The 12285-nt window shown below is 71.2% G+C and carries 9 protein-coding genes and 1 pseudogene; 3 read left to right on the top strand and 7 right to left on the bottom strand.

Annotated features, from left to right (window positions below; genetic code table 11):
• Both HLK59_RS43345 and HLK59_RS43340 read right to left on the bottom strand, forming a co-directional pair.
• Window positions 1-2116, bottom strand: a 2116-nt coding sequence (locus HLK59_RS43345; RefSeq protein ID WP_346779950.1) for a HEAT repeat domain-containing protein, incomplete at its 3' end; no start/stop codon positions are given.
• Between the two features lie 107 nt (window positions 2117-2223).
• A complete protein-coding gene (locus tag HLK59_RS43340; protein WP_171147169.1) occupies window positions 2224-3864 on the bottom strand; it encodes an acyl-CoA dehydrogenase family protein in 1641 nt (546 codons plus the stop codon).
• 38 nt (window positions 3865-3902) lie between these two features.
• Here HLK59_RS43340 and HLK59_RS43335 point away from each other — a divergent pair, with 38 nt between their 5' ends.
• Window positions 3903-4661, top strand: coding sequence for a PaaX family transcriptional regulator C-terminal domain-containing protein (locus HLK59_RS43335; protein WP_240982980.1), 759 nt, complete (start codon window positions 3903-3905; stop codon window positions 4659-4661).
• 63 nt (window positions 4662-4724) lie between these two features.
• Here HLK59_RS43335 and HLK59_RS43330 read toward each other — a convergent pair whose 3' ends face one another.
• Complete coding sequence (locus HLK59_RS43330) at window positions 4725-5528, bottom strand: pectate lyase (protein WP_171147168.1); 804 nt, start codon at window positions 5526-5528, stop codon at window positions 4725-4727.
• 40 nt (window positions 5529-5568) lie between these two features.
• The gene (locus HLK59_RS43325; RefSeq protein WP_171147167.1) at window positions 5569-6534 is read right to left on the bottom strand and encodes a polysaccharide lyase family 1 protein; all 966 of its coding nucleotides are present in this window, start codon (window positions 6532-6534) and stop codon (window positions 5569-5571) included.
• Window positions 6535-6828: 294 nt separating this feature from the next.
• On the opposite strand from HLK59_RS43325, the gene HLK59_RS43320 reads away from it, so the two are divergent.
• The gene (locus HLK59_RS43320) at window positions 6829-8145 is read left to right on the top strand and encodes a PHB depolymerase family esterase (protein ID WP_346779949.1); all 1317 of its coding nucleotides are present in this window, start codon (window positions 6829-6831) and stop codon (window positions 8143-8145) included.
• Window positions 8146-8878: 733 nt separating this feature from the next.
• Here HLK59_RS43320 and HLK59_RS43315 read toward each other — a convergent pair.
• Window positions 8879-9958: an NADH:flavin oxidoreductase/NADH oxidase gene (locus HLK59_RS43315; RefSeq protein WP_171147165.1), complete on the bottom strand. Its 1080-nt coding sequence runs from the start codon at window positions 9956-9958 to the stop codon at window positions 8879-8881.
• Window positions 9959-10078: 120 nt separating this feature from the next.
• On the opposite strand from HLK59_RS43315, the gene HLK59_RS43310 reads away from it, so the two are divergent.
• Window positions 10079-10432 carry a helix-turn-helix domain-containing protein gene (locus HLK59_RS43310; protein WP_171147164.1) on the top strand — a complete coding sequence of 118 codons (354 nt, stop codon included), beginning with the start codon at window positions 10079-10081 and terminating at the stop codon, window positions 10430-10432.
• On the opposite strand, the gene HLK59_RS43305 is transcribed toward HLK59_RS43310, so the two are convergent.
• Complete coding sequence (locus tag HLK59_RS43305) at window positions 10352-11728, bottom strand: nucleobase:cation symporter-2 family protein (RefSeq protein WP_171147163.1); 1377 nt, start codon at window positions 11726-11728, stop codon at window positions 10352-10354. The two genes, HLK59_RS43310 and HLK59_RS43305, sit on opposite strands and share 81 nt — an antisense overlap.
• 105 nt (window positions 11729-11833) lie before the next feature.
• Window positions 11834-12285: pseudogene (locus HLK59_RS43300) on the bottom strand (NADP oxidoreductase); the annotation flags it as partial.

The following is a 12285-nucleotide window of genomic DNA, read 5'->3' as shown; positions in this document are numbered from 1 at the left end:
CGGGTCCGTCGCCGGGCCCCTCCTCGTTGACGGTCAGCAGATACAGATTGCCGAGCACGCCGTCGAGGAACTCGGCCTCCGCCTCGGGGTCCCACTCCACCGCCCCGTCGCCCCTACCCGCCCCGAACACCTCCCGGCACCCCCGCAGCAACCGCTCGTCGTCGAGGACGTCATGGCTCCCGTAGCCCCCGGGAGTCGCCAGATGCCGTCGAGGAGCGGTCAGTTCACCTCGGACGAGGTCGTGCAGCGGTGCCCCCGCCGCTCCCACGGCCGCGACGCACTCCACGATCGTGCGGCGGGTCCGGGCGTTCTCCGCCCATGCTCGCCGCAGCACCGGGGACACCAGGTCGCTCTCCCCGGCGATCCGCCACACCGCGCACGCCGCCGCCGTCCGCTGCCACACGCACTCCGCCGCGGTCATCCGCCGGAGCTCGCTCAGCGCGGGCGCGGCAGGCCGGCCCAGCCTTCCCAGCACCTCGGCCGCGGTCGACCGCTGTCGGGAGCTCTCGTCCTCCAACTCCCGCACCAGTACCGGCAGGACGGCGGCCACGTCCCCCGACACCGCCCACAGCGACTCGGCCGCCACGACCGCGCTCTCGCCCTCCAGCAGCCCGCGCAGCACCGGTATCGCGTCGCGCGCCTCCTCCCCGAACGCGCCGAGCGTCCGCACCGCGGCCGCCACGACCGAGTCCCGGAACCTGATCCCCTCCGGCATGCCGAGCAGGAGTCGCAGCACCAGCGGCACGCACTCCCGGTCGTCCAGCACCCGGAGCGCCAGCAGCAGCGTCACCGCACGCTCGTACAGGTCAGGGGCGTCCAGAGGGACTCCCGCGAGCCTGTCCCGTAGCGCCGGGGCCAACGGAGCGGCGGCCCGGCCCAGATGGGGGACCACCTGCCCCAGGTCGTCCGGCACGATCGGCCCCGCGAGTATCTCGCCCAGCACCGGCACGGCCCGCGGATCCCCGCTCCTGGCAAGGGCCTTGAGCGCCCCGCCCAGCGTGGGAGCGCCGTGCTCCCAGTGCCGCACCCGCAGTTCGGGGCGGGACACGACCAGGGCGTGGAGGTCGTCGGCAGCCGGTGCGGCCAGATCGAAGAGGTCGCCGAGGACGGACGTCGCGGCGTCGCGCAACCGGTCCTCCTCGGCCCCCAGTTGGGCACCGATCAGCGCGACCGGAGTGGCGTAGTCGGCACGCCACTCACGGAACAGCCCGGGGGACATCCACACGGCGTTGCACCGGTCGGTGGGGTCAGGGCTGGTCAACTGCCCGTTCAGCAGGGCGATCCGGTCGTCCGACCGCCCGTCGAGCGCGGTGTGCAGGGTCCGCAGCAGCTGGGAGCCCTCCTCGTCCGAGGGCCGCAGCCGCCGCAACCGCCCCACGAGTGTGTCCGTGTCCGGCGGGTCGGGCGCGCACCGCACGGCGGACCGCCGCCCGGACCGGTCCCGGAGCAGCGCGACGACCGTGGGGACCAGTTCGGCCGGGAGTCGGTCGGGAGCGCACCCCGCCAGCTGGCCGAGCGCGGCCAGCCGCAGCCCCGGTCCGTACGGCGGCGCACTCTGGGCCGCCAGGAGGTCCACGGCCTCCGTCGCGCCCCCGGGGTGACGGCGGACGAACAGCCCGAGCCCCTCGGTCAGCGCGAGCAGGACCCGGTCGTCCCGCTCCACCGTGATCCGCTCCCGCAACAGCCCCAGCACCCGCGCCGGTTCGTCGAGGAACCGCACGACGGCCCCCGCGGCCGCTCCGCGGACCCCGGCGTCCGCGTCCCCGGCCAGCCGGACGAAGACCTCGGCGCCCGACCGCACAGCCGTCCGCGCCACCGCGTACATGTCCTCGGACGGCTCACCGTCCCCGCCGATGCTGACGAGGAGTTCCACTATCCCGCCCCGGTCGCGCACCTCCTCCCGCGCGGCGAGCGTGAAGAGGAACGGAACGCAGGCGAGCGTCGAGTCGTACACGTCTCCCTGGTGGTGCACGGCGCCGTACATCCCGTCGAGCGCGGTCTCCCGCTCGGCGGCGTCGGGGGAGGCCAGCCCCCGCAGCAGGCCGGGCACGTCCTCCGCACTGCCGTACGCATGCCGCATCGAAGCCCAGTCGACCTCGTCGATCCCCGTGAACACGCGTCCTCCCCAGGCGAAGTGCCATCTCATCGGAGTCTGCACCACGGCACTGACAACGAAGCGGAATCACGACGTGACTGTCTGCTAAGGGGGCCCTCGGTGGCCGGTCAGCCCTCCTCGGGCAGCGCACGGCCCAGGATCGCGCCCAGGTCGGCCGTGTCGGGGAGCGTGCCGAACGCGTGCCCCCAGTCACCGCCGAGCCGGGTCGCGCAGAAGGCGTCGGCGACCGGCGCCGGGGCGTGGCGGACCAGCAGCGAGGCCTGCAGGGTCAGCGCCATCTGCTCCACCAGCCGCCGGGCACCGGTCTCGGACGCCGAGGCCAGCAGCCCCCGCAGCCGGGCCACGGCCGCGTCCAGACGGGCGTCCGCCCCCTGCGCCAGGGCGAGTTCGGCGAACAGGGCGTCCGCCGTGCCGGGTTCCCTCACCAACGCCCGCAGCACATCGAGGGCGTTGACGTTCCCCGAGCCCTCCCAGATCGACAGCAGGGGAGCCTCGCGGTAGTGGCGGGGCATGCCCGAGTCCTCCACATAGCCGTTGCCGCCCAGGCACTCCAGGGCCTCCGCGGTGAAGGCCGGGCCCCGCTTGGTGACCCAGTACTTGCCCACGGCCGTCGCGATGCGCCGGAAGGCCTGCTCGCCCTCGTCGCCGCGCACCGCCCGGTCGGCCGCCCCCGCCAGCCGTAGCGTGAGCGTCGTCGCGGCCTCGGACTCCAGGGCGAGATCGGCGAGCACATTGCGCATCAGCGGCTGGTCGGCCAGCCGGGCGCCGAACGCGCTGCGGTGGCGGGCGTGGTGGCCCGCCTCGACGAGCGTCCTGCGCATCAGCGTCGCCGACATCATCACGCAGTCCAGACGCGTGCAGTTGACCATCTCGATGATCGTCTTGACACCCCGCCCCTCGGCCCCGACCAGCCAGGCGACGGTGCCGTCGAACTCGGGCTCGGAGGACGCGTTCGACCGGTTGCCCAGCTTGTCCTTGAGCCGCTGGATGCGGAAGGTGTTGCGGGTGCCGTCGGGCAGTATCCGCGGCACCAGGAAGCACGACAGGCCCTCCGGTGCCTGCGCCAGCACCAGGAAGACATCGCACATCGGCGCCGACGTGAACCACTTGTGCCCGCGCAGCGTGTACACGCCCGGCTCGGCGGTGGGGGTGGCCGTCGTGGTGTTGGTGCGGACGTCGGAGCCGCCCTGCTTCTCGGTCATCCCCATGCCCGCCAGCAGACCGCGCTTCTCGGCAGGCACCCGCAGGACCGGGTCGTACTCCCGGGCGGTCAGCAGGGGCTCGTAGACCTTGGCGAGCTCCGGCTGGTGCCGCAGGGCGGGGACGGCGGCGTACGTCATCGAGGTCGGGCAGCCGTGCCCCGCGTCGGTGTGCCCCCACGCCAGCCCGCCCGCGGTGCGGGCGACATGGGCGCCCGGCCGGTCATCGGCCCACGGTGCGCCCGCCAGACCCTCGGTGACCGCGACCCGCATGAGGTGGTGCCAGCTCGGATGGAAGTCGACCTCGTCGACACGATGCCCGTACCGGTCGTGCGTGCGCAGCTCGGGCTCGTGGCGGTTGGCGAGCTCGGCCCACTCCTGGGCCTGCGCGCTCCCGGCCAGCAGCCCGAGCCGCCGTACGTCCTCCTCGGCCCAGCCGGCGCCCTGGCGGCGCAGCCCCTCCAGGAGGGCCGTGTCCTCGGACGCGTCGTACGGGGTCAGGGGAGGGGGCTGGTTGGTGACGTCGTGCGTCGCCGTCATGGAGTCCATGGAACGAGTGTTGCACTCTCGCTGCGATCGTAGCAATCATGCAACACGACATACAGTACGTGACCATGCGGACGAACATCACGGTGCGGCCCGACGGGCTGGAACTGCGCCCGCTCTCCGCGCGCTCGGTCGTGCTGAGCCTGCTGCTGGGGGCGCATCCGCCCGAGCTGCCGGTGAAGGAGCTGGTACGCCGCGTGGAGCCCTTCGGCGTCGGCGGCTCCACCGCGCGGGCCGCGCTCAGCCGGATGGTCGCGGCCGGTGATCTACGGCGCACGGACACCGTCCACCGGCTCAGCGACCGGCTGCTGGAGCGTCAGCGGCGCCAGGACGACGCCGTGCATCCACGCACGCACGCGTGGAGCGGCGACTGGGAGATGCTCGTGATCACCGCGACAGGACGCGGCCCCGCCGAACGGGCCGACCTGCGCACCCGGCTGACCGCCCTGCGGCTCGCCGAACTCCGCGAGGGTGTCTGGCTGCGCCCCGCCAACCTGCGCCGCCCGCTGCCGGACGACCTCGACCAGGTGGCCGAGCGCTGCACCGCCCGCCCCGACCGCCCCGCGGGCGAACTGGCCGCCACCCTGTGGCCGCTCGACGCCTGGGCCGCCACCGGCCGGGCCCTGCTCGCCCACGCGGCACGCGCGGATCGCCCGGCGGACCTCTTCACCGCCTTCGCGGCGGTCGTACGGCACCTGCTCGCCGATCCCGTCCTGCCCGACGAACTCCTGCCCGACGACTGGCCGGGGCAGGCCCTGCGCGCCGCGTACGCGAACTACCGGCGGGAGCTGGGGACATGATGCGGCGGCCGTGCGAAGCGCCGTGCGGGGACGCTTCGTACGGCCGCCTTCACCGTGGGGGGACTACTTGTAGGTGATGTCCGACGTCGCGTACTTGCAGTAGGTGCCGTCGGCGTTGGTGCCGTTGGTGGTCGGCTCCTTGCCGGTGTTGTTGCCGATGTACTTCTGGCACGGGATGATCTTCTTGCTGCTGTCCCCGACGATGGTGATCTTCTTCAGGGTCGCGCTGTCGCCGTAGTTGGTGTTGATGCCGACGAGCTTGCTGCCCGAGTAGGTCGCCTCGATGGTGTTCAGGTTGATCGTCCGCTTGTACTGCGTCGAGCAATTGCCGCACGAGCGGACGAAGGTGCCGAAGCCCTGCACCGCGAAGTTGGAGACGTTCAGCGTCCCGGCGCCGTTGAACTGGAACACCTTGTCGCTGGCCGACTTCGCGCCACCGCCCGAGACGGTGTACACGTTCGACGACGAGGAACCGCGGAACGTGGCCGCGTCCTCGCCGACGTCCTCCCACCAGACGTTCTGCAGCGTGCAGCTGCCCGCGCAGTGGATGCCGTCGGCCGCCGGCGCGCCGATGATGACGTTCTTCAGGACCGTGCCGGCGGCCAGCGACAGGATCGGCCCCTGGTCCTCGTCCTGGCTGCCGCTGCCCAGGTCGCCGGTGCCGTAGAGGCGGATCATCCCGTAGTCCTTGGTGCCGGACAGCGAGATGGTCGAGGAGACGGCCTGGTTGCCGCTGGCGGTGGGCCAGGTGGCGGCGTTCGCCGGAGTGGCTCCCAGTGTCGTGATCATGCCAAGCGATAGGCCGAGGGCGGCCGTCGCGCCGGTCAGCGCGCGCGTGCGGACGCGCGTACGTGGTGCAGAAGTCATGTCCCGATTCCTTCTGTCCGTCGAGCGGTCGAGGGGGGTCTCAGAGCTTTCCGGCGCCCGCGCCGGACGTCACCGAGGCGACGACCGTCGAGGCGGACTCCGGGGTGTAGCCGTACGGCGGGCTGGTGAAGCCGCCCGTCCGGGAGATCTCGGTCGCGGCCCCGCCGAGATCGTTGCCGCGCAGATTCGCGTAGCCGTCCACGTCACTGCTGCGGTTCGTGGTGACCGCGACTCCCGTGTTGCGGAAGACGTTGTTCTCCACGAGCATCTGGGCGCCCATGCGCGAGTGGCAGGCGGTCTCGGCGCCGTCCACGTAGTTGTTGTAGAAGTGCCCCGTCCCGAAGCGCAGGCTGGGGATGCGCGAGTGGACGTTGCTGAAGTGGTTGTGGTGGTACGTCACCCTCAAGTGCCCGGTGTCCTCGCCCGCGTTGTTGTCGCTGTGGCCGACGAGTGAGCCCTTGAAGTGCTCCTTGAAGGTGTTCCACGACACCGTGACGTTGTCGGAGGCGTGGTTGATGTCCAGCAGGCCGTCGTAGTAGTCCTTGTCGTGACTCCGGTCGGCGGAGAAGGAGTTGTGGTCGATCCACACCTTCGTCGACGCCTGCACCTCGATGCCGTCGGCCGGTGCGAGCGGCTTGCTGATGTTCAGGTTGCGGACGACGACGTTGGTGACCTTCTTCAGCCGCAGCCCGCCCCCGGTGAACCCGGACGACGAACCGACGCCCAGGACCGTGGTGTTGGAGCCGACGTCGACCTGACCGCTCAGCGATATCAGGCCGTTGACCCGCACGACCTTGGCCGTGCTGCCGGTGACCGCCGTCCTGAAGGCGGCCAGGGTCGAGACGGTGACCGCGGTGGCGCCGCCACCGCCGGTGGTACCGGCGCCGAACCCGACGGGGGAGGACTCGGCGGCCCCGGCGGGCACCGAAGCCGCGGCCAGGGCGGTGACCGCGGCCAGCAGCACCGTGGTCCTTCGCGCAGATGTGTGTGGGGGGCGAGTACGCATGGGGGTGCGTCCCTTCAGGAGGGCCTTACTCGATCATGTACATAAACGTTGAACGTCAATCTGAACGAAGTTGTGCGGACATAGTGACCTTCTGGGCCCCTTGTTCAGCCCGTTGGACACGCTGCTGAACGGAACGTAGAGGGCAAGCGCTTTCTAGTCAACGCTTCGCGCACAACGGATCGCATGGGCAACAGGGTGCGTGGGAGCGCTTCCATGGCAGCCATGTGCATGTCACCATGCCTGTTACTCCCCTCAGCGATGCCCCCACGAGCCGCCATCACGAAGGGACCCACCGTGTCCGCCACTGCCGGCACCGTCGCGAGGAGACCGCTGCGCGCGGTCCTCGTCGCGCTCCACGCACTGCTGGTGGCGTTACTCGCCGCCGGCTTCCTCACCGCCCCGCAGGCCTCCGCCCGCGAGGAGGCCACCCCGACCGCGACGCTCACCGAGATCACGAACTTCGGTACGAACCCCAGCAACCTGCAGATGTACCTGTACGTCCCCGACACCGTCACCGAGAACCCGGCGATCGTGGTCGCGGTCCACTACTGCACCGGTTCCGGTCCGGCGATGTACTCGGGCACCGAGTACGCCTCGCTCGCCGACCAGTACGGGTTCATCGTGGTCTACCCGTCCGTCACCCGCGCCAGCAAGTGCTTCGACGTCGCCTCACCGCAGGCCCTCAGGCGCGGGGGCGGCAGCGACCCGGTCGGTATCAAGTCCATGGTCGACTGGACGGTCGACGCCTACGACGCCGACACCGGCCGGATCTTCGCCACCGGCATCTCCTCCGGCGCGATGATGACCAACGTCCTGCTCGGCGACTACCCCGACGTGTTCGCCGCGGGCGCCGCCTTCTCGGGTGTGCCGTTCGGCTGCTTCGCCACCACCGACGGCTCCGAGTGGAACAGCGCCTGCGCCCAGGGCACCGTGACCCACACCGCACAGGAGTGGGGCGACATCGCCCGCGCCGCCTACCCCGGTTACACGGGCCCCCGCCCGCGGATGCAGGTGTGGCACGGCACCGAGGACGACGTACTGCGCTACCCCAACTTCGGCGAGGAGATCAAGCAGTGGACGAACGTCCAGGGCGTCGGCCAGACCCCGGCGGCCACGGACACACCCCAGTCCGGCTGGACCCGGACCCGCTACGGCGGCACCGGTGACCAGGCCCCGGTGGAGGCCGTCAGCCTCCAGGGTGTCGGCCACAACCTGTACGCCTGGGGCATGGCGGCCCGCGTCCTCACGTTCTTCGGCCTCGACAGCGGCGGTCCCGTACCCCAGCCTCCTGCCGGGCCCTGCAAGGTGACCGTGACCACCAACGCCTGGAACACCGGGCTGACCGCCTCGGTGACGATCACCAACACCGGCACGACCACGCTGAACGGCTGGCAGCTCGGCTTCACCGTGCCCACCGGCCAGACCATCACCAACGGCTGGAACGCCACCTACACGCCGAGCTCCGGCGCGGTGACGGCGACGAACGTCTCGTACAACGCCACACTCGCCCCGAACGCGAGCGTCAGCATCGGCTACCAGGCGACGCACACCGGAAACAGCGCGGCGCCGGGCGCGTACACCCTCAACGGAACGGCCTGCACGACCGGTTGACGCCCCACACCCTGACCGCCCTCGGGCCGGCCGGCCGACAGTCGGCCGGCCCGTGTCGTGGCGAACGGCGCCTCGATCCGCCCGGAAGGCCGCAGGCCCGGTTCCTTCGCGAGCGGCTGACGACAGGAGTCCGGCTGGCGCGGCGCCTCACGGAATCTGGGCAGCCTCCCGGCCCTGGAGCTGTGGATCGCCGCGTACCGCGAGGTGACTCGGGTGCCGCCGCTGCCGGAGGACGGGGCCGGCCGGTTGGCCTTCCCGCACTGGTCGGTCTGGCAGCACTCCGAGAACGGCCGGGTCCCCGGCATCGGCACCGACGTGGACCCGGACCTCTTCAACGGCGACACCGTTCAAGCGGGTCGGGCGAAGTCCGCTCCGGTTCGGCCGCGCCCCGAAGGGGCGCGGGGCGGTATCGATGTGCGGCTACCGCCGCGCGGGCGCGACCAGCCACGACGGCGCCGCAGCCGAACGACGGCACATCACTGCTCATCCAGCGGAGAGCTCAGTACGGCAGCAGGCGTCCCGACGGTGTCCTGCGGTCGATCTTCTCGTCCCGGGGTGCTGCGGGGCGGCGGTTGACGCGGATGCGGGTCTGGCGGTTCATGGCGCCCTCCTCACGCTCGATGCGGCCAGCCTTGTCCTCGGGAGCCCGCGGCGCATCGTGCCTATGGAGACACCGACCCCGACCTTTGGGGAGTACTTGCCGGGGGCGCCGTACTCCGGAAGGAGGAGCGGCTCAGACGGACCGGTGGTACTGGTCCGGCACACGCACGTCCCCACCCAGCTCCCGCGCCGCGTGCCGGGCCCACGACGGGTCGCGCAGGAGCTCGCGGCCCAGCAGCACCGCGTCCGCCTCCCCGTTGACGAGGATCTTCTCGGCCTGCTCGGGCTCGGTGATCATGCCGACCGCGGCCACCGGCAGCGCGGTCTCGGTCTTCACCCGGGCGGCGAAGGGGACCTGGTAGCCGGGGCCGGTCGGGATGCGGACACCGGAGGCGTTGCCGCCGGTGGAGACGTCGAGGAGGTCGATGCCATGGGCCCGGAGGTCGGCGGCGAAGCGGACCGTGTCGTCCGCCGTCCAGCCGCCCTCCTCCAGCCAGTCGGTCGCCGAGATGCGGAAGAACAGCGGCTTGTCGTCCGGCCACACCTCCCGTACGGCGTCCACGACCTCGAGGGCGAAGCGGGTGCGGTTCTCGTAGGAGCCGCCGTAGGCGTCCGTGCGGTGGTTCGAGTGCGGGGAGAGGAAGTTGCTGATCAGATAGCCGTGGGCGCCATGGATCTCGGCGACCTCGAACCCGGCGGCGAGGGCGCGGCGGGCCGCGTCCGTGAACTGGCCGACGATCTCCTGGATCTGAGCGACCGTCAGCTCGGTCGGTACCGAGTGCCGTGCGTCGAAGGCGAGCGGGCTCGGCCCCAGCGGCTGCCATCCGTACCCGTCCGTGCCGAGCGGCGCGCCGCCCTTCCAGGGCTGGTCTGTGGCCGCCTTGCGGCCGGCGTGCGCGAGCTGGATGCCCGGCACCGTGCCCTGCGACACCAGGAAGCGGGTGATCCGGCGGAACGCCTCGACCTGGGTGTCGTTCCAGATCCCGAGGTCGTACGGGGAGATCCGGCCCTCGGGGCTCACGCCCGTCGCCTCGACGATGATCAGGCCGGTGCCGCCGGCCGCGCGCGCCGCGTAGTGGGCGAAGTGCCAGTCGTTCGGTGCCCCGGTCTGCGGGCCCTCGGGCGCCGCGGAGTACTGGCACATCGGCGGCATCCACACCCGGTTGGGGATCGTCAGGTCACGCAGGGTGTAGGGCTCGAAGAGTGCACTCACGGCGGGCTCCATTCGTCACGGGACCGGGTGGTCGACTCGTACGATAGGCATCGTAGTACGTAGAGTGTCAAACTACGAGAGGTCTCGTACAATGGGTGGCCCGAAGAGTCTGGAGCCGTCGTGACCTCTCCCGCCGTCAGCAGCCGCGATCTTCCGCACCCGGCGCGCGAGGAGATCCGACTGGAGCCGATCCTGCACGCGCTCTCCGACCCGATGCGGCTCCGGATCGTGCGAGAGCTCGCCGCCGTGGGCGACGAGCTCTCCTGTTCGCAGTTCGAGCTGCCGGTCACCAAGTCCACGACCACGCACCACTTCCGGGTGCTGCGCGAGGCGGGGGTGATCCGGCAGATCTACCGGGGCACGGCCAAGATGAACGGCCTGCGCAAGGACGACCTAGACGGCCTCTTCCCGGGACTTCTCGACAGTCTCCTCGGCGCCGCCTCCCGCCAGGCCGGCCGCCTCGGGAGCGACTGAACCGGGCTTCGGACGAAGGTGGTTGAAGAGCAGGTTCAGCACGATCGCGGTCAGGCAGCCCGCACTGATGCCGCTGTTCATCACCGTCTGGAACCAGTCCGGGAACTTCTCGTAGACCGTCGGCACCCCGACCGGCAGCATGCCGACCGCCACCGAGACGGCCACCACCGTCAGGTTGTCGTTGCCCTTGAAGTCGACCTGCGTGAGCGTCCTGAGGCCGCTCGCCGCGACCGTCCCGAACATCACCAGACCCGCTCCGCCGAGCACCGGCGCCGGTATGGCGGCCACGACCGCGCCCAGCTTGGGCAGCAGACCGAGCAGGACGAGGATGCCGCCCGCCGTGGCGACGACCCAGCGGCTGCGGACCCGGGTCATCCCGACGAGGCCGACGTTCTGCGCGTACGCCGTGTAGGGGAAGGTGTTGAAGACTCCGCCGAGGACGGTGGACAGACCGTCGGCGCGCAGACCGTCCGCGAGGGAGCGGGGCTCGACCTTGCGGTCCGTCATCTCGCCGACCGCGATCAGGTCACCGGTCGTCTCGGTCATCGTCACCAGCGCCACGACCAGCATCGAGACGATCGCCGAGAACTCGAAGGTGGGCGCGCCGAAGTGGAACGGCGTGCTGATGCCGAGCCAGTCCGCGTCACCGACCCCGTCGAAGTCCGTGAACCCGAACGGAACCGCGACCGCGAGCCCGACCACGATGCCGATCAGGACGGCGATCCGGCTCAGGAAGACCGGCGCGAAGCGTTGCACGGCGAGGACGACGAGCAGGACGAACGCGGCGAGCCCGAGGTTCTTCGGCTCCCCGAAGTCGGCCGAACCGACCCCGCCGGCCGCCCAGTTGCCCGCGACCGGGAGCAGCGACAGACCGATGATCAGGATCACGGTGCCCGTGACGAGCGGCGGGAAGAACCGCAGCAGCTTTCCGAACACCGGTGCCAACAGCATGATCGCGAGCCCTGCCACGATCACCGAGCCGTAGATCGCCGGGAGTCCGCCGCCTGTGGTACCGATCAGCACCATCGGTGACACGGCGGCGAACGTACAGCCCTGCATGATGGGGAGCCGTACGCCGAATCGCCAGAAGCCGATGCACTGGATGAGCGTCGCGATGCCGCACACCAGGAGGTCGGCGGTGATGAGGTACGCCAGGTCGGCGGGTGACAGTTTCATGGCACTGCCGACGATGAGGGGGACGGCCACGGCGCCGGCGTACATCGCGAGGACGTGTTGGAGTCCGAAGGCGGCGAGTTGGCGTGCGGGTGGGACTTCGTCGACGGGGTGTGTGGTCATGTGGGGGACCGTAGGCTCCTTGAACAGTTTGTTGATTTCGGGGTGGTTGCTGCTTCGTTTCCGGGTGCGGGCAGTGTGTGGCCGGTCGCGCAGTTCCCCGCGCCCCTAAGGGGCGATGCTGTGCGCGGCGGCCATCAGTGACTCCCAGTCAGGGAGCTTCACCACCCCCCTGCCCAGCGATGAGCCGAGTTCTGCCTCGGCTCGCTCGATGGCGCACCAACCCGCCCACTCGACCGGTCGAATGCCGTCGGCCCGCAGCCCCGCCAGCGGATCACCGGGCAGCAATTCGCGTACGAGCTTCCCCGCATCCTCGATCAACGACGTCACCGTCTCCTTCGCGCACGGCCGGTTCGTGCCGATCACCCCGGTCGGCCCCCGCTTGATCCACCCCGCCACGTACTCACCCGGCGCGACCACCCCCTCGCGCAGCACGCGCCCGGCGGCGTGCGGCACCGTGCACGTCGCGGGGTCGAACGGCAGGCCCTCCAGCGGCACCCCGCGATACCCCACCGACCGCAGCACCAACTGGGCCGGGATGTCCTCGTACCGGCCCAGTT

This window comes from Streptomyces sp. S3(2020), assembly GCF_013044505.1.
Taxonomy (GTDB): Bacteria; Actinomycetota; Actinomycetes; order Streptomycetales; family Streptomycetaceae; genus Streptomyces.
Note: the sequence above shows the minus strand (reverse complement) of the source record. Positions and strands in the feature narration are given on the sequence as shown.